The sequence below is a fragment of the Amycolatopsis sp. NPDC049868 genome (genome assembly GCF_044461365.1).
Lineage (GTDB): Bacteria > Actinomycetota > Actinomycetes > Mycobacteriales > Pseudonocardiaceae > Amycolatopsis.
In genome coordinates this window covers 42337-60091 of the sequence record NZ_JBITKV010000010.1, presented here as the reverse complement: position 1 = coordinate 60091, position 17755 = coordinate 42337, and the positions used below count along the sequence as shown (strand labels likewise).

At 71.1% G+C, this 17755-nt stretch carries 15 protein-coding genes; 4 read left to right on the top strand and 11 right to left on the bottom strand.

All coding sequences use genetic code 11. The features are described from left to right. Positions 1 to 61: 61 nt before the first annotated feature. Entirely contained in the window at positions 62 to 622 is a 561-nt protein-coding gene (locus tag ACIBTM_RS32885) for a CGNR zinc finger domain-containing protein (protein ID WP_395881046.1), read from the bottom strand. A 22-nt stretch (positions 623 to 644) separates the two neighbouring features. Between ACIBTM_RS32885 and ACIBTM_RS32880 the strand changes: the two genes are divergently transcribed. Further along, positions 645 to 1823: an MFS transporter gene (locus tag ACIBTM_RS32880; RefSeq protein WP_395881045.1), complete on the top strand. Its 1179-nt coding sequence runs from the start codon at positions 645 to 647 to the stop codon at positions 1821 to 1823. Here the strand turns inward: ACIBTM_RS32880 and ACIBTM_RS32875 are convergent. Beyond that, the gene (locus ACIBTM_RS32875; RefSeq protein ID WP_037343213.1) at positions 1792 to 2160 is read right to left on the bottom strand and encodes an Rv2175c family DNA-binding protein; all 369 of its coding nucleotides are present in this window, start codon (positions 2158 to 2160) and stop codon (positions 1792 to 1794) included. The two genes, ACIBTM_RS32880 and ACIBTM_RS32875, sit on opposite strands and share 32 nt — an antisense overlap. Before the next feature lie 185 nt (positions 2161 to 2345). Between ACIBTM_RS32875 and ACIBTM_RS32870 the strand changes: the two genes are divergently transcribed. Beyond that, positions 2346 to 4403, top strand: coding sequence for a PASTA domain-containing protein (locus ACIBTM_RS32870; protein WP_395881044.1), 2058 nt, complete (start codon positions 2346 to 2348; stop codon positions 4401 to 4403). Between the two features lie 129 nt (positions 4404 to 4532). After that, complete coding sequence (locus ACIBTM_RS32865) at positions 4533 to 5312, top strand: hypothetical protein (RefSeq protein ID WP_395881043.1); 780 nt, start codon at positions 4533 to 4535, stop codon at positions 5310 to 5312. 106 nt (positions 5313 to 5418) lie between these two features. On the opposite strand, the gene ACIBTM_RS32860 is transcribed toward ACIBTM_RS32865, so the two are convergent. Then, the gene (locus ACIBTM_RS32860) at positions 5419 to 6252 is read right to left on the bottom strand and encodes an NAD(P)H-binding protein (protein ID WP_395881042.1); all 834 of its coding nucleotides are present in this window, start codon (positions 6250 to 6252) and stop codon (positions 5419 to 5421) included. A 95-nt stretch (positions 6253 to 6347) separates the two neighbouring features. Between ACIBTM_RS32860 and ACIBTM_RS32855 the strand changes: the two genes are divergently transcribed. Continuing rightward, positions 6348 to 7097: a TetR/AcrR family transcriptional regulator gene (locus ACIBTM_RS32855; protein WP_395881041.1), complete on the top strand. Its 750-nt coding sequence runs from the start codon at positions 6348 to 6350 to the stop codon at positions 7095 to 7097. A gap of 11 nt (positions 7098 to 7108) precedes the next feature. Here the strand turns inward: ACIBTM_RS32855 and ACIBTM_RS32850 are convergent, their stop codons facing one another. The 8 genes from ACIBTM_RS32850 to ACIBTM_RS32815 are packed head-to-tail and all read right to left on the bottom strand — an operon-like array spanning position 7109 to position 17451. Beyond that, the gene (locus ACIBTM_RS32850) at positions 7109 to 7927 is read right to left on the bottom strand and encodes an FtsQ-type POTRA domain-containing protein (protein WP_395881040.1); all 819 of its coding nucleotides are present in this window, start codon (positions 7925 to 7927) and stop codon (positions 7109 to 7111) included. A 3-nt stretch (positions 7928 to 7930) separates the two neighbouring features. Next, a complete protein-coding gene (murC, locus tag ACIBTM_RS32845; RefSeq protein ID WP_395881039.1) occupies positions 7931 to 9340 on the bottom strand; it encodes a UDP-N-acetylmuramate--L-alanine ligase in 1410 nt (469 codons plus the stop codon). Continuing rightward, entirely contained in the window at positions 9333 to 10460 is a 1128-nt protein-coding gene (murG, locus tag ACIBTM_RS32840; RefSeq protein ID WP_395881038.1) for an undecaprenyldiphospho-muramoylpentapeptide beta-N-acetylglucosaminyltransferase, read from the bottom strand. Before murG ends, murC begins: the two co-directional genes overlap by 8 nt. After that, positions 10457 to 11941 (bottom strand): putative lipid II flippase FtsW, encoded by a 1485-nt coding sequence (gene ftsW, locus ACIBTM_RS32835; protein ID WP_395881037.1) that lies wholly within the window; start codon positions 11939 to 11941, stop codon positions 10457 to 10459. Before ftsW ends, murG begins: the two co-directional genes overlap by 4 nt. Continuing rightward, a complete protein-coding gene (murD, locus tag ACIBTM_RS32830; protein ID WP_395881036.1) occupies positions 11928 to 13331 on the bottom strand; it encodes a UDP-N-acetylmuramoyl-L-alanine--D-glutamate ligase in 1404 nt (467 codons plus the stop codon). The genes ftsW and murD overlap by 14 nt, the downstream gene beginning before the upstream one ends. Before the next feature lie 3 nt (positions 13332 to 13334). Continuing rightward, positions 13335 to 14420 (bottom strand): phospho-N-acetylmuramoyl-pentapeptide-transferase, encoded by a 1086-nt coding sequence (gene mraY / locus ACIBTM_RS32825; RefSeq protein WP_016332673.1) that lies wholly within the window; start codon positions 14418 to 14420, stop codon positions 13335 to 13337. Then, positions 14417 to 15949 carry a UDP-N-acetylmuramoyl-tripeptide--D-alanyl-D-alanine ligase gene (gene murF / locus ACIBTM_RS32820; protein ID WP_395881035.1) on the bottom strand — a complete coding sequence of 511 codons (1533 nt, stop codon included), beginning with the start codon at positions 15947 to 15949 and terminating at the stop codon, positions 14417 to 14419. The genes mraY and murF overlap by 4 nt, the downstream gene beginning before the upstream one ends. Further along, positions 15946 to 17451 carry a UDP-N-acetylmuramoyl-L-alanyl-D-glutamate--2,6-diaminopimelate ligase gene (locus ACIBTM_RS32815; RefSeq protein WP_395881297.1) on the bottom strand — a complete coding sequence of 502 codons (1506 nt, stop codon included), beginning with the start codon at positions 17449 to 17451 and terminating at the stop codon, positions 15946 to 15948. The genes murF and ACIBTM_RS32815 overlap by 4 nt, the downstream gene beginning before the upstream one ends. Positions 17452 to 17755 lie beyond the last annotated feature (304 nt).

Genomic DNA, 17755 nt, shown 5'->3' with positions numbered 1-17755 from the left:
CCCGCTCCTTCAAGTGCTATGAACGGGCCGTTCCTTGCAAAATTTGCAAGGAACGGCCCGTTCATAGCGTTCGGGACCGATCGCGACGGTGCGCCGCCACCCGCTCCCGAGTAGCGCACCGCGTCGAGCAGTACCGCCGCGGACTCCCGCCACCCAGGTGCGCGAAAGGCTTCCCGCACCCCGAAGCGGCACACAGCCCACCCGGCGGCGCCTGACGGTCCGCCAGCAGCACGGCCAGCGCAAGCGCGGACGACGTCACCAGCCACGCGCCCCACGGCCCGTCATCGTCGGCGTCCACGTGGAGGTGCCAGCCGAACCCGTCCGCGTGATCGGTCAGCCGCGGCGGATGCGCGTAGCGGGCCAGCAGCCGGTTGAGCACCTCGGCCGCCTCCGAGGCATCCCGCGCCGCGAACACCTCCCGCAGTTCCGCGGCCGCCTCACGCAACGACGCCACGTCCGACGGCGCCAATTCGACCGACGTTTCACCGTGCGCTTCCAAAACGGAACGAACCGAGGAAGCCGACGGATCCGGCGAAAGCAGCACGACCAGCAGATCCACCGCCCGCTGCGCCGCCGCCCGCGCCGAACGGCCGGGCAGGAAATCCCGCTGCGCTGAAGTCATACCTCACTGTAACGTCTCAATCATGAGAAGCCGTTACAGGCTCGCCGCCTACTTGACCGGCGCGACGGTCGCCCGAACCGGCGACGAGCTGTCGGGACCGGCATTGCTCCTGCTGGGACTCGGCGTCGACGGCTCGGCCGCCACCGGATCCGCGCTGCTCGCGGGCCTGACGATCTCCGCGGCGGCGGGCGGGCCGCTGCTCGGAGCCCTGCTCGACCGCAGTCCCCGGCCGGGACGGCTGCTGGCGTGGGCACTGCTCGCCTACGCGGGAGGGCTCGGCGCGGTGCTCGCGCTGGTCGAACTTCCCGCCGCGATCGTGGTGGCCGTCGCGGCGGGACTGCTCAACCCCGCCTTGGCAGGCGGGTGGACGGCGCAGCTGCCGCGAGTCCGCGGCGGGACACCGCTGGGGCGGGCGAGCACGCTGGACGCGATGACGTTCACCGCCGCAAGCCTCGCCGGGCCGGGACTCGCCGGGCTGGTGGCCGCGTACGCCGGCGCCCCGGCCGCGGTGGCGCTCGCGATCACACTGGTCGCGGCGGCCTTCCCCGCCGCATGGTCGCTGCCCGCCGCCGAAGCGAAGCCCACGAGGCCGATCCGCCGTCAGCTCGCCGACGGGTTCGCGGTCCTCTTCCGCAACCGCGCGCTGCTGCGGGCCACCGCGACGTCCACGGTGTCCTTCGTCGGCATCGGGATCGCCGTCGTCTGCTATCCGCTGCTCGGCGCCCAGCGGCTGGGGAATCCGGGGTTCGGCGCGCTCCTGCTCACCGTGATGGCCGCCGCGTCACTGGTCGCGAACGCGATGCTGGCTCGCAAGCCACCACCGCCGGACCGCACCGTGCTCGCCAGCACGATCCTGCTGGGCGCGAGCTTCCTGCTCGCGGCGGCGGGCCATGGCGTGGTGCCCCTGCTGGCCGCCGCCGTACTCGCCGGATTCGCCGAAGGACCGCAACTTTCGTCTCTTTTCGCCATCCGGCATCGCGAAGCGCCCGCAGCGGTACGGGCTCAGGTCTTCACGACGGCGGCGAGTGTGAAGATCACCGGACTCGCGGTCGGAGCCGCGGTCGCGGGACCGTTGAGCGCACTCTCCGTAACCGCCGCGGTGGGTGCCGCGGCGGGGTGCCAGCTTCTCGCGGCTGCGACGTACGTACTGGTCAGAACGTCCGGGCGGACTAGAACGCCATCGCCTGCGCGCGCCGCTTGACCTCGGTGCCGTGGCTGGTGCGGAGCGCGTTGACCGGGGTGGTCCCGGGCAGGGTCTCGTCCTCGGCGAAGAGCCAGCGCAGCATCTCCGTCCGGCTGAACCCGGAGTCGGCGAGCACGGTGATGGTGCCCGCCAGGCCCTTGACCACGCCGTCCTTCACCAGGAACGCGGCCGGGACGTACAGCTCGCCCTTGCGCCGGACGGCGATCAGGTGGCCGTCGCGCAGCATCTGGCGGACCTTGTTGGCCGAAACGTTCAGCGCGGTCGCGACCTCCGGAAGCGGGAGAACGGCCACATCTGCATCGAGAACGTCGTCGGCGACGGGAATACCACTCACAGGTGACACTGTGCCACATTCCGTCTCCCCCTCCGTTAGTGCGCATGGGTGACGGCCCGGACCATGACGGAAAGTGCCCGTTTGGTCACGGATACCGCCGAATCGACGAAATGACGAGAATCGTGATCCCCGGCGACCCAGGTCCCGTACACCAGAACATGGGTACTTCCGTACGATCCATAGCCGTGACACGCACTGACCCCACTCTGGTGGGCACTCTGCTCGAGGGCCGCTACCGGGTGGACAAGCTGCTCGCACGCGGTGGGATGTCGTCGGTGTACCGCGGCGTCGACACCCGCCTGGACCGCCAGGTCGCCATCAAGATCATGGACCCGCGGTTCGCCGACGACAGGTCCTTCGTCGAACGCTTCGAACGGGAAGCCCGTTCGGCGGCCCGGCTGCACCACCCGCATGTGGTGGCGGTGCACGACCAGGGCTTCGACACCCCCGGCGGCGAGGAGTCCGGCCGCGCGTTCCTGGTCATGGAACTCGTCGACGGCGGGACCCTGCGCGAGCTGCTCGCCGAACGCGGCCCCCTCGACGTCGCGCTCGCGCTGAGCATCACCGAACCGGTCCTCTCCGCGCTGGCCGCGGCGCACGCCGCCGGGCTGGTGCACCGCGACGTCAAACCGGAGAACGTCCTCATCGGCCGCGGCGGGACCGCGCTTCCGGGCGGCGTGGTCAAGGTGGGCGACTTCGGGCTGGTCCGCGCGGTCGCGAGCGCGGGCACCACGAGTTCGAGCGTCATCCTCGGCACCGTCGCCTACGTCTCGCCCGAGCAGGTCTCGACCGGCGCGACCACCTCGCGCGGCGACGTCTACTCGGCCGGGATCCTGCTGTACGAAATGCTCACCGGCCGCCCGCCGTACACCGGCGACACCGCGCTCTCGGTGGCGTACCGGCACGTCAACGACGACGTCCCGCGGCCGAGCGAGCTGCGGCCGGGCATCCCGCCGCAGCTGGACGAGCTGATCCTGCGCGCCACGCGCCGCGACCCCGAACAACGACCGGCCGACGCCGCGGCGTTCCTCGCCGAGCTGAACCATCTCCGCACCGTCCTCGGTGTCCCGGCGGTCCCGGTGCCGGTCCCCCTGCCGGCGGACGCCGACCGGGAAACCGACGCCGAGCGCACCACTCCCGGCATCCCCGCCGTCCCGGCGGGGAGTCCGGCCGCCGGCGCGACGACCGTGCTGCCCCCGGTCGCCGAGGCGACCCTGCCGGTCACCGGGCCGCGCGGAACGCAGGCGCTGCACCGCGAGCCGCAGATCCCGGCCGCGCAGCCGCCCCGCACGCCTCCCCCGCGGCCCAACCCGGCGGCGGACGACGAGCAGCCGGGGTCGCGCAAGCGGCTCTACCTCATGATCGCGGCCGCGGTACTGGTCCTCGGCGGCCTGATCGGCGCGTTCGCCTTCATCCTCAACGACTCCGGCCCGACGTCGTCGTCGGTGCCGAAGCTGGCCGGGATGAACCAGGCCGCCGCCGGTGACGCGCTCCGGTCGGCGAAGCTGACCCCGGCGTACACCGAGGAGTACAGCGACACCGCGGCCCAGCACACGGTGATCCGGTCCGACCCCGCGGAGGGCACGTCGCTCGCGCCGGGTGCCACGGTCAACGTCGTGCTGTCGAAGGGCCGTCCGATCGTGCCGGACATCCAGGCCGGGACGAGCCAGCAGGACGCGGAGACCGCGATCAAGGCCGCGCAGCTGACCCCGGTCCAGGGCGAGCAGGAGTACAGCGACGTCGCCAAGAACAAGGTGGTCCGCGTCGACCCGAGCCCCGGTTCGCAGCTGAACATCGGCGGTCAGGTCACGATCATCCTGTCGAAGGGCCCCGAGCCGCTGCCGCCGGTCCCGGACGTCACCGGCCAGACCAAGGACGCGGCGTTCCAGATCCTGCAGCAAGCGGGCTTCCAGCCGTTCCAGGCAGGCGAGGAGTTCTCCGACCAGTTCGCCGCCGGTCAGGTGATCCGCACCGACCCGAAGGGCGGCGGCAAGGCGAGCAACCGCCGGATCGGCGTGTTCGTTTCGAACGCCGTCGAAGTGCCGAACGTGACGTTCAAGCGGATGGAGGAGGCGATCCAGATCCTGAAACAGGCGGGTCTGGAGCCGGACCGTCAGGGTCGCGGAAACGGCAACGGCCACGGCGGCGGAAACGGTGGTTTCGACTTCGTCCTGGAACAGGATCCGCAGCCGGGCACCAAGGTGCCGAAGGGCACGAAAGTGAAGATCAAGGGCTTCGGGTGACGCGAAAGGTGCTTTGAAACCGTTCAGTACCGGCATGGTCATCGGCTACCGTGAGCGCATGGTGGTCGTTGACGGCGTGAGCGGCAGGTCGGACAGGTTCACCCCTCGTTCTGCCGTGCCCGATCCACGATGAGCTTCTTCACGGACGCTCCGCGCGGCCGCCCCCTGTTCCCGGTGCCGGAACAGGAGCTTTTCGGCTACAACGGCCGCCCTTGGGTGGAGACGCCGCACGAGTACATCGTCCCGGCGATCCTGCCCTGGTCGATGCCGCTGGGCCGCGCCGAACGGACCATCGTGGCATTGCGCGGCATCGAGGTGTGGCCGGAGTCGGTGTCCTTCCAGCTGTCGGTGTACTCGCGGGATCTCCTGCTCGACGAACCCGCCGAAGGCCTGATCGACCACCGCCGGGTCCCGGACTACAACGCGCTGCTGGTCGGGGTGCTGTTCCCCGACGGCAGGCGCGCCAGTTCGGAGACCATCTCCGTGCCGTCGGCCACCAAACCGGACCAGCCGGTGCTGCGCGCGCAGGGGCTGGGCGGTTCGGCGTTCCACGTCGACCACGAGATCTTCCTCTGGCCGCTGCCGCCCGACGGGCCGCTGGAGTTCATCGTCCAGTGGCTCGATCGCGACATCGAGGAGTCGCGCACCTCGCTCGACGGCACCGCCATCCGCGACGCCGCCAAGGAGGCGGGCGAGATCTGGCCCGGACTGCCCGCGCGGAAGTCGCACGGGCTGCCCGTCCGCCGGGTCGGGGCGCAGGCGATGATCACCCCGGCCTGGCCCCGCGAATCGCAGGGCCCGCCCCCGCTGCCCCAGCCACAGCGATCGTCACCGCCGCCCGCCGAGGCGGCGGACCAGCAGCGGAGGGGCGCGCCGCTGCCGACCCGCCTCCCCCGCCGGGCTCGCTGAGGGCCGGTAACCCGTATCTCGCGTGTTCCTGGCCAGATCTCGCGTGATTGAAGCCGGAACGTCTTCAATCACGCGAGTTACGGCTTCAGTCACGCGAGTGACGGGCTCAGCGGAAGGCTTCGACGTTCGCCACCGCCCACTCCGCGTAGGTGACCCCTGGCCGCCCGGTGAGCTCCTGGACGACGCCCGTCGGCTTGTCGGGGTTCTCGGTGAAGTACGCGAAGCCGTCGAGCAGCCACTCGGCGATCTCGGCCGGGATCCCGGCGGCGGTCCACTGCTTGTTCGCCTCTTCCCTGGTGAGTTCCTGGAAGACCACCTCTTCGCCGAGCGCGGCCGAGATGGCGGCGACCTGTTCGCGCTGGCTGATCGCCGACGGCCCGCTCAGCGTGTGCTTCTTGCCGACGTGCCCTTCGGTCAGGATGACGTGTGCCGCGACGGCGGCGATGTCCGCCAGGTCGATCGGCGTCATCCGTGACTCGGGGTAGGCCTCGCGGACCACCCGCTCGGCCTTGATCGTCTCCGCCCAGCCGAGGGTGTTGTTCATGAACGCGCCCGGCCGCAGGAACGTCCAGTCGAAGCCCGCCTCCTGGACGGCCTTTTCGATGATCGCGTAGTCCACGCCGCTCGAGTTGTCCGCCGGGTCGTCGGCGTTGCTGCCCGACAGCGCCACCACACGGCGCACTCCGGCCTCCTTCGCCAGCTTCACGAAGTCGTCCACCTTGGCCGCGAGCGGCGCCAGGTACACGATCTCGATGCCTTCGAGGGCTTCCGGCAGTGTCTCCGGTTTGCCCAGGTAGCCCTTGGCGACCTCCACCTGCCCGGGCAGTGCCGCCTTCGCCGGGTTGACGGTGAGCGCCCGCACCGGCGCCCCGGCCTCCACCAGTTCGTCGACGAGCAGCCTGCCGACGCTTCCGGTCGCACCGGTCACCAGGATCGTCACGATTTCCCACTCCTTTTCGTACGCCCTACGGGATCAGATTAACCGTACCGCATACGAGAATGTAGAATCCAGCTTCACGGCCGAGTGGAGTGTGGATGGACTTCGAGCGCAGCCTCGATCTGTTGTGGCGTGACCGCGGCGAAGCCCGGCAGGCGACCAGGGGACGAAAGCCCAAACTGACCCTCGACCAGGTGATCGCCACCGCCGTCGCACTCGCCGACAGGGCGGGCGAGGCGACCGTGTCGATGAGCCAGATCGCCAAGGAACTCGGCGCCGGCACGATGACGCTCTACACCTACGTCCCCGGCAAGACGGAACTGCTCGATCTCATGGTCGATTCCGTGCTCGCCGAACGAGACCTCCCCGGCCCCGGCGATCCGCGGCCGGACGGCTGGCGCGAGCAGGTGCGGCTCTACGCCGAGCGCACCCTGGCCGTGTTCCGGGCGCACCCGTGGCTGCGTTCGACGTCGATGGTGCGGCCGGTGCTCGGCCCCGGGCTGATGGCGGGCCAGGAGTACCTGATCGCGGCGGTGTCGGACATCGGGTTGGAGCCGCGCAAGGCGGCCGCGGCCGCGAACAGCATCGAGATCTACGTACAGGGCAACGCGACACTTTTCGCCGAGACCGCGCACGTCGAGCAGGCGACCGGGCAGTCGACGGACGCCTGGTGGGGGCAGCGGTCGGTGTTCTGGGAGAAGTACTTCGACGTGGCGCGGCATCCGGCGATGACGCGGATCTGGGAGAGCGGCGGCTACGACGCGGACACCTGCGAAGCCGCCGACGAGACCTTCGCGTTCGGCCTGGAACGCATGCTGGACGGCATCGAAGCCCTCGTCACCCGCTGAGAGCCCCCGCGTCAGGAGACGGTGGGCAGGTCGGGTGCCGAGACGTCGAAGACCTTGCCCTCGCGGGTGAGCAGCGCGGCCAGGACCTTCGCCTTGCGTTCGGTGTCGGCCGAGGTCCCCCACCGCACGGTCTTCCCGTCGGCCAGCGCGAACTCCACGCTGCCGGGGGTCTTCGCCGTCGCGGTGGTGACCTGCTTGAGCAACTGCTGCGGGATCACGCCGAGGACGCCGGTCACCGCGCGGGTCACCGGGTCGTCGGCCGTCACCAGCGGAAGCTTGAGCTCGGGCAGCCCGGCGGGCCGTTCCTTGACGGTTTTGAACACCACTCCCCCGCCGTCGACGAGGTGCACGCCGTCACCGCCGGGTCCGCTGTCGAAGAACGCGATCGCGGTCCGCTCGGTCACGGTGATCTCGATCGTGCTCGGCCACGACCGGGAGACGTCGACGGTGGCGATACCGGGCATCTGCGCCACCTTGTCCCGGATCTCGTCGGTGTCCAAGCGCAACATCGGCTTCTGGTCCGGGACCGCCGCCGTGGCGCGGATCTGGTCCGCGGGCACGGAGCTCGCCCCGACGACCTCGACCTGCCGCACTCCCAGCATCGAGCTGAACCACAGCAGGTAGACGAGGGCGACGGCGGTCAGCACCGAAAGCAGCGCGACCCAGCGCCGCCGCATCTCCTTGTACCGGCCCGGCCTGGCCGTGCGGCGGCGATCCTGGACGGACCGCCTGCCGCGCCGGGCCTTCGCCTGTTGAGCCCGTTGGGTCCGTTCGGTGCGCGGACGCCGACCGGGTTCGGCCGGGCGGCGGCGTTCCCCGGTCTGCGTCATGACCTATCCCGCCCGCCGGTCCAGTTCGGCCAGGATCTCCGGGCCGAGCTGCGTGACGTCGCCGGCGCCCATGGTCACCAGCAGGTCGCCGGGTTTGACCAGATCCGCCGCGAGTTTCGCCGCGACGTCGAACGCGGGCTGGTAGTGCACGGGGACACCGGAGATCTGGTCGGCGATGAGCGCGCCGCTCACCCCGGGCTCCGGCTTCTCGCGCGCCCCGAAGACGTCCAGCACGACGACCTCGTCGGCCAGCGACAGCGCGGCCGCGAACTCCTTCGAAAACGCCTTCGTACGCGAGTACAGATGCGGCTGGAAGACCACGACGACCCGGCCCTGGCCGGCGGCCGTCCGCACCGCGCGCAGCTGCGCGTCGACCTCGGTCGGGTGGTGCGCGTAGTCGTCGTACACCCGGACGTCGCCCGCGCGGCCCTTGAACTCGAACCGCCGCCGCACGCCGCCGAACGCCGCGAGCCCTTCGGCCAGACCTTCGAGCGGCGCGCCGAGCTCGATCCCGGCCAGCAGCGCGGCGATCGCGTTCAGCGCCATATGCTCACCCGGCACCGCGACCCGGAGGACGATCTCCTCGCCCTGCAACGAGATCCGGACGACGCCACCGTCCGGCGCGGGCGCGTAGTCCAGCACCTTGGCGTCGTCCGCACCGGTGACCGAACGCCCGTAGCGGCGGACGCGGATGCCCTGCGCGGAAGCCCGCGCGCCCAGCTCCTCGGCGCCCTCGTCGTCACCGCAGACGATCAGCAGCCCGCCCGGCACGATCCGGCCGAGGAAGTCGGTGAACACCGAGACGTACGCCTCGGCCGTGCCGTGGTGGTCCAGGTGGTCCGGCTCGACGTTGGTCACCACGGCGACCGACGGCGAGTAGGCCAGGAACGACCCGTCGCTCTCGTCCGCCTCGGCGACGAAGACCCCGCCCTCGCCGTGGTGCGCGTTGGCACCGGATTCGTTGAGGTCGCCGCCGATGGCGAACGACGGGTCGAGACGGCACTGCTGCAGCGCGACGGTCAGCATCGACGTCGTCGACGTCTTGCCGTGCGTCCCGGCGATGCAGGCGACGCGGTGCCCCTCCATCAGCCCGGCCAGCGCCTCGGCGCGGTGCAGCACGGTGATCCCGCGTTCCCGCGCGGCCGCCAGTTCCGGGTTGTCCTCCTTGATCGCGGTCGACACGATCACCGAGGACGGGCCTTCGGGGAAAGCGTCGAGGTTCTCGGCGCGCTGGCCGACGGCGATCTCGGCGCCCTGGGCACGCAGCGAGAGGAACGCGCGCGACTCCTTGGCGTCGGAACCGGACACCTGGGCGCCGCGGGCCAGCAGGATGCGGGCGATACCGCTCATCCCGGCGCCGCCGATCCCGATCAGATGGGCACGCGTCAGCGTGTCGGGGAGTTGGTCAGGCACCTGCGGCCTCCAGGACGATCTTGGCAAGGGTCTCGTCGGCCTCACGGTGACCGAGGCCGACCGCGGCCGCGCTCATCTTCGCGACCCGGTCGGCGTCCGACACCAGCGGGATCACCAGCTCGGCGACCTTGGCGGGGGTGAGGTCGGCGTCGTCGACCATCAGCCCGGCACCGGCGTCGACCGCGGGCCGGGCGTTGACCGCCTGTTCGCCGTTGCCGTAGGGCAGCGGGACGAACACCGCGGGCAGGCCGACCGCGGACACCTCGGCGACGGTCATCGCGCCGGAGCGGCACAGCACCGCGTCGGCGGCGGCGTAGGCGAGGTCCATGCGCTCCAGGTACGGCACCGGGACGTACGCGGGCCGTCCGGGGAACTCCTGGACGACCAGCGTGTTCTTCGGCCCGTGGGCGTGCAGGACACCGACGCCGGCGTCCGCGAACTCCTTGGCCGCGCCGGAGACGGCGCCGTTGATCGACACCGCGCCCTGCGAGCCGCCGAAGACCAGCAGCGTCGGGGCATCGGGGTCGAGACCGAAGAACTCGCGGGCTTCGGCGCGCAGCGCGGCCCTGTCGAGCGAGGTGATGGAGCGGCGCAGCGGGATGCCGATGACCTCGGCCTTCGCCAGCGGCGTACCCGGGACGGCGACGGCGACGCGGACGGCGAACCGCGCGCCGACCTTGTTCGCCAGTCCCGGCTTCTCATTGGCCTCGTGCACCACGATCGGCGTGCGGCCGCGCGCGGCGAGGTACGCCGGAAGCGCGACATAGCCACCGAAGCCGACGACGACGTCCGCGCCGACCCGGTCCAGGACCTCGCGGGTGCGCTTGACCGAGTCGCGGACCTTCAGCGGCATCTTCAGCAGCTCGGGTGTCGGCTTGCGCGGCATCGGCACCGGCGGGATCAGCTCCAGCGGGTAGCCCCGCGCCGGGACGAGCTTGTTCTCCAGGCCGCGCTCGGTCCCCAGCGCGATCACCGTCGCGTCGGGACGCAGGCGCATCACCGCGTCGGCGAGGGCGAGTGCCGGTTCGATATGCCCGGCGGTACCACCGCCGGCGACCACGACCACCGGCGCCTTGCCGGCGACCTCGCCTGCGGCGCCACCTCTGACGGGGTTGTTCACCTATGACCTCTCCGGTTTGCGGTACCTCGTTTCGCGGTACCGCGGTTCGCCGCCGTTCGCGCGGCCGTCCTCCTGCCGGGCTCCCGTACCGAACGGCGCCGCTCCTGTGCGGGCGAAGGCCTCGCCGTCCTCGGCGCGGGCCTCGCCGCCTTGGCGGCGCCTCCCCTGGCCGCGCCGCCCTTGCGCTTGGCGGGCGGGCGGTACGGCTCGGGCGCGGGAAGCCTCAGCAGGCGTCCGAATTTACCTGGCCCCTGCGAGCGCAGTGCGGCCACCGCCTCCGGTTCGTGCCGGGCGGCGTTGGCCAGGATCCCCATGATGAGCATGGTGATCACCAGCGACGTCCCGCCGTAGGAGATCAACGGCAGCGTGACCCCGGTGACCGGCAGCAGACCGACGACGTAGCCGATGTTGATCCCGGCCTGCGCGACCAGGAAGACGGTCAGCGTGCCGGACACGATGCGGATCCACGGGTCGAGGTTGCGGGTGGCGATCCGCAGGCCCACGACGGCGACCCCGGCGAACAGCCCCAGCACCACCGCGCAGCCGATGAAGCCGAGTTCCTCGCCGATCAGGGCGAAGATGAAGTCGTTCTGCACGTTGGGCAGGTAGCCCCAGTTGGACTGGCCCTGACCGAGGCCCTTGCCGAGGAAGCCACCATCGGCGAGCGCGAGTTTCGCCTGGTTGGCCTGGAAACCGTCGGCGCTGGTGTCCGGGTCGCCGGAGACGAACGACATGACCCGCGCCAGCCGGTACGGGGCGATGATCGCCAGCACCAGGATCCCGGCCAGGCCACCCGCGAGGATGACCCCGAACAGTCGTTTCGGCGCGCCCGCGAACCACAGCAGGGCCATCAGCACGACCGCGAGGGTGATCGTGCCGCCGAGGTCGGGCTGCATCATGACCAGCGCGAACATCAGCAGCGCGATCGGCACGACCGGGACGAGCAGATGCCGCCACTGGTTGATGATGTTGTACTTGATCACCAGGATGTGCGCGCCCCAGAAGGCCAGCGCGACCTTCGCCGCCTCCACCGGCTGGAAGGCGAACCCCCCGAGCCGGAACCAGCCCTGCGATCCGTTGACCTCGGAGCCGAGCGGGGTCAGCACCAGCACGAGCAGCCCGAGGCACACCACCGTCGCCGTCGCCGACAACCGGCGGACGCGTTCCAGCGGTACCCGCAGCCCGATCCAGAACACCACGGCGCCGATCGCGACGAACATGAGGTGCTTGCTGAACTGGGCGTACACACCGGTGCCGGTCTTGGGGTTGTACGAGGCGACCGAAGACGCGGACAGCACCATCACGATGCCGATCACGGTCAGCACGCCGGTCAGCGCCAGGACCAGGTGGAACGAGGCGAGCGGCCGCGAAAGCCAGGCCGTCAGCGCGTTGCGGAAGGCGACGAACGGGCTTTCCTTGCGTTCACGGGACTTGCGCTGCCGGGGCGCCGGCTCGCCTTTTCTTTCCTCAACCGCCGTCACTGGTCTCCCCCGCACCGTCGCGCAGGACCCGGACCGCACGCGCGAACGCGTCGCCGCGCTCGCCGTAGGAGCGGTACATGTCCAACGACGCCGCGGCGGGGGCCAGCAGCACCACGTCTCCGGGCCGCGCCAGGGCGCGGGCCGCCTTCACCGCCGCAGTCATGGTGTCATCGTCACCCGAAGGGAGGCTGTTGACCGGGACATCGGGCGCGTGTCGCGCAACAGCGGCGGCGATCACGGGTGAATCCACGCCGAACAGCACGACTCCGCGCAGCCTTCCGGCGATCGAGCCGACGAGTTCGTCCACGGAAGCGCCCTTGAGCTGGCCACCGGCGATCCAGACGACGTTCAGATGCGCGCGCAGCGAACCGCTCGCCGCGTGCGGGTTGGTCGCCTTGGAGTCGTTGATGTAGCGGACGCCGTCGATCTCGCCGATCTCCTCGGCGCGATGCGGGGCGGGCCGGTACTCGCGCAGGCCCTTGGCGACGTCCTCGCCGGTGACGCCGTACGCGCGGGCCAGCGCGGCCGCGGCGAGCGCGTTGGAGACGTTGTGCGGACCGGCGGGCCGCACGTCGGCCAGCGTGCCGAGTTCGTCGGCGCTGGTCGCCGGATCGGCGACGAAAGCGCGGTCGACCAGCAGGTCTTCCACGATCCCGAGCTCTCCGGGGCGCGGTGTGTCCATCCCGAAGGCGACGCGGCGGGCGTCGGCGGGCGCGTGCTCGTCGGCGAGCCGGGCGGACCATTCCTCGGTGAGGTTGTGCACCACGTTCCGGGAGTGGGTGTGGACCCGTCCCTTCGCGGCCGCGTACTCCTCCATCGAGCCGTGCCAGTCGAGGTGGTCCTCGGCCAGGTTCAGCACCACCGAGGCGAGCGGGGCCAGCGTCGACGACCAGTGCAGCTGGAAGCTCGACAGCTCCACGGCGAGCACCTCGTGCCCGGCGCGCACCGCGTCGAGCACCGCGAAACCGACGTTCCCGCAGGCCACGGCGTCGACCCCGGCGGTACGCAGGATCGACTCCAGCATCCCGACCGTGGTGGTCTTGCCGTTGGTGCCGGTGATCGCGAGCCACACTGGTGGCTTGTCGCGCAGCTGCCCGACGCGCCACGCCAGCTCGACGTCGCCGATCACCTCGATTCCCGCCTCGGCCGCCGCCACCAGCAACGGCGACGTCGGCTTCCAGCCGGGGCTGGTCACGACCAGCTCGACACCCGCAGGCGGTTCCGTCAGGCCCGGCACGAGTTCGGCGCCGAGCCCTTCGAGCTCCGCCAGCCGGTCGGCATTGCCGTCGGTGACGGTGATCCGCGCGCCCAGGTCCGCCAGGACGGGGACGATCGACTTGCCGGTGACCCCGGCTCCGGCGACGAGGACGTGACGCCCGGCCAGTTCCACTTGCTAACCCCCGAGACCGAGCTGCTCGCTGTAGAACAGGCCGAGCCCGAACATGCAGCAGATGGCCGAAAGCAGCCAGAACCGGATGATGACGGTGGTTTCGGCCCAGCCCGCGAGCTCGAAGTGGTGATGGAACGGCGCCATCCGGAACAGCCGCCGCCTGGTCGTGCGGAACACGGCGATCTGCGCGACCACCGAGATCATCTCGACCATGAACAGACCACCGATGACGATGGCGAGCAGTTCGGTGCGGGTGGTCATCGACAGACCGGCGACGAGGCCACCGAGGGCCAGCGAACCGGTGTCACCCATGAAGATTTTCGCCGGGGCGGCGTTCCACCACAGGAAGCCGACGCAGGCGCCGGTCGCCGCGGCGGCCACCACGGCCAGGTCCAGCGGGTCACGGACGTCGTAGCAGGCCGCCTGCGGGGTGACCGCGCACGAGAGGCGGGTCTGCCAGAAGGCGATGACGACGTAGGTCGCCAGCACCATCGCCGCGGTACCGCCGGCGAGACCGTCGAGGCCGTCGGTGAAGTTCACCGCGTTCGACCAGCCCGAGATGACGATGTAGCAGAAGATCACGAAGAACACCGACGGGAAGGTGATCAGCGCGAGGTCCCGCACGTAGGACAGGCTTTCCGACGCCGGGGTCAGCCCGCGCTCGTCGGCGAACTGCAGTGCCAGGATCGCGAAGGCGATCGTGACCACGAGCTGCCCGACCAGTTTCGCGGTCTTGTTCAGCCCGAGGTTGCGCTGCTTGCGGATCTTGATGAAGTCGTCGAGGAACCCGACGAGCCCGAGGCCGACGGCCAGCAGGAGGACCAGCAGCCCCGAGGCGGACGGGCCGCCGGTGCCGTTGCCGCCACTGAGCGCGCTGATCAGATGCGCCACGAAATACCCGACGACCATCGCGACGATGATCGCGACACCACCCATCGTCGGGGTACCGCGTTTGGATTTGTGTCCCTGCGGTCCTTCCTCCCGGATCTCCTGGCCGAAGCCCTGCCGGGAGAACACCCGGATCAGATAGGGAGTGAGGAGGATGGAGACCAGCAGGCCCGCCGCGGCCGCGATCAGGATGCTGATCACGCGTCACCACCGTTCGAGCGTTCTTGTGAGGGGGAAGGGGCTACTACAGGGGATTCAGCATCGGTAACGGGAGAGGCGAGCACGGCGTCGGCCACTCGCCACAGAGCGGCGGCCTTGGACGCCTTCACGAGCACCACGTCTCCCGCGCGGAGCTGATCATGCAGCAGGGCGATGGCGGCCTCGACGTCGGGTACCAGTACCGACTCCTCGCCCCAGGAACCCTCGTGCTGGGCGCCCTGATGAGTGGCCGCGGCGGCCTGGCCGATGACCACGAGCTTGTCGATGTTGAGCCGGACGACGAGCCTGCCGATACCGTCGTGCGCGGCGACCGAGTTCTCGCCGAGGTCGCCCATCACGCCGAGCACGGCCCAAGAGCGGCGGTTCGTGCTCATCGACGCGAGCGCCTTGAGCGCGGCCCGCATCGACTCGGGGCTGGCGTTGAAGGAGTCGTTGAGGACCGTGACGCCGTCGGCCCGGGTGGTGACCTCCATACGGCGTTCGGAGCGCCGTTCGAGGCTCGACAGGCGGGCCGCGACCTCCTCGACCGTCGAGCCCATCTCCAGGGCCACGGCGGCCGCGCTGAGCGCGTTCCCGACGTGGTGCTCGCCGTGGAGCGGCAGCTTCACCGGTGCTTCGCCGTCCGGGGTGACCAGGCGGAACGACGCGCGTGCTTCGCCGTCGAGGGTGATGTCGACGGCGCGGACCTGCGCGGACTCGCTCTCGCCGACGAACACGACCTTGGCCGTCGTCCGGCTCGCCATGGCCGCGACGTACGGGTCGTCGAGGTTCAGGACCGCGACACCGCCGTCCTCGGCGCTCGGCAGTGCCTCCACGAGCTCGCCCTTGCCCTTGGCGATGCCTTCGCGCGAGCCGAACTCGCCGACGTGCGCGGTGCCGACGTTGAGCACGACCCCGATCCGCGGCGGCGCGATGGCCGCCAGTTCGGCGATGTGGCCGGGCCCGCGGGCGGACAGTTCGAGCACGAGCTGCCGCGTCAAGTCGTCGGCCCGCAGCGCCGTCCAGGGGTGGCCCAGCTCGTTGTTGAACGAGCCCGGCGGCGCCACCGTCGGGCCGAGCGGTTCGAGCAGCTGGGCGATGATGTCCTTGGTGGAGGTCTTGCCCGCCGAACCGGTGACCCCGACGACGGTCAGGTGGTCGCCCGACAGTTTCCGGATCACGTGCCGGGCGAGCTTGGCCAGCGCGGCCAGCACCGCGGCACCCGCCCCGTCCTTGTCCGAGACCAGCGCGAACGCCCGCTCGTGCCCCTCGCCCGCCTCCAGCGGCGGCACGATCACGGCCGGGGCGTCGACCTCGCGGGCCGCGAGCACCGCGACGGCGCCGGACTCGACCGCCCGCGCGGCGAAGTCGTGGCCGTCGACCTTCGCGCCGGGCAGCGCGATGAACAGGCCGCCGGGGGTGAGCTCACGGGTGTCGAATTCGACGCTTCCGGTGACCTCGGCGGTCCCGTCGGTCCGATGCAGCCGCCCGCCGACGATGGCGGCGATCTCGGCCAGGCTGAGCACGATCACACTGTCTCCAGACGTCTGCGGATGGCGGCGGCCAGCTCTTCCCGGTCGGAGAACGGGTGCACCACACCCTGGGCCTCCTGGCCGGTTTCGTGGCCCTTGCCCGCGATGAGCACGATGTCGCCGGGCCGGGCCAGCTCGACCGCGTGGACGATGGCTTCCCGGCGGTCGGCGATCTCGAGGATCTCGCCGCCCAGGGCCGGTCCGGCGTTGCGGGCACCGGCCAGCATCGCCGCCCGGATCGCGGCCGGGTCCTCCGACCGCGGGTTGTCGTCGGTCACGATCAGCACCTCGCTGCGCCGGACCGCCGCCTCGCCCATGACGGGGCGTTTGGCGGTGTCGCGGTCCCCGCCGCAGCCGAGGACGGTGATGATCCGGCCCTCGGTGCGGGCACGCAGCGCGTCGAGCCCCTGCGCGACCGCGGCGGGCTTGTGCGCGTAGTCGACCACCGCGGTGAACGGCTGGCCGAGGTAGACCCGCTCCATCCGGCCCGGCACCTCGACCGAGGCGAGCCCGGCGACGATCGCGTCGAGCGGGACTCCGGCGGTGTTGAGAATCGCGGCCGCGAGCACGGCGTTCGCCACGTTGAACTCACCCGGCAGCGGGATCTTGGCCGCGGCGGTGAGGCCTTCGGGACCGTGGAGGGTGAAGGTCTGCTCCCCCGCCGGGGTGGGGTTGAGGTCGGTGGCGCGCCACAGCGCCTCCGTTCCCGGTTCGGTGGACACGGTCACCGTGTGCGGGGTGAGGAGCGCCTGGCCCCAGGCGCTGTCGACGACGACCACCTCGGCGGTGGAACGGCCGTCGAACAGCAGCGACTTGGCGGCGAAGTACTCCTCCATGTCCTTGTGGAAGTCCAGGTGGTCCTGGGAGAGGTTGGTGAAGGCGCCGACCGCGAAACGGGTGCCGTTGACCCGGCCCAGCGACAGCGCGTGGCTGGAGACCTCCATCGGGACGTGCGTGACCCCGCGTTCCACCATCACCGCCAGCAGCGCCTGCAGATCCGGCGCCTCGGGGGTGGTGAACCCGCTGACCAGCCGTTCACCCGCGATCCGGGTCTCGACCGTGCCGATCAGCCCGGTGGTGAGCCCGGCCGCCTTGAGCCCGGCGTCGACCAGGTACGACGTCGTGGTCTTGCCGGACGTCCCGGTGATACCGAGGACGGACAGCTCCAGCGACGGCTCCCCGTAGATCCAGGCGGCGATCTCGCCGAGGGCGGCCCGCGGGTCCGGGTGCACCAGGATCGGCACGCCGGCGTCGCGGAGCACCGGACGCCCGGCGCCCGCCTCGTCGGTGAGCACGGCGGCCGCGCCGGCCGCGATGGCCTGGTCGCTGAAGTCCGCGCCGTGGGCGCGAGCACCGGGAAGCGCGGCGAAAAGGTCACCGGGGAGGACGTGCTGGGCGCGGAGCGTGCTGCCCGTGACCGTCAGCTCGGCCGCGGCCGGGTAGTCGTCGCCGTCCACCACGAGCCGTGCGCCCGCCCTGGCGAGCAGCGTGCCCAGCGGCATCGGCTCGATCCTGGCCGGACGAGGGGGTGCGGCGACGGCCTTGACCGGGCTGTCCGGGACCTGGGCAGCCGTCGCGCCGGACCCGCTTTCGACGGCGGGACCGCTGCGGGGATCTGAAGTAGGCACCGACACAGCCAAGGAGGTTACCGGCGCGGCATTCGGGTGACTGAAGCGGTGCGGGGTGTGAGCGTGGCGATCATGCTCGTGGTAATGGGTTTCGCGCGCTCTCCTTGGCACGCAAGGGCTTCCGACTGTCGCGTGAGGACTTCGGACCAGGCGGGACCGGCGATTCCGGACGGCGCCC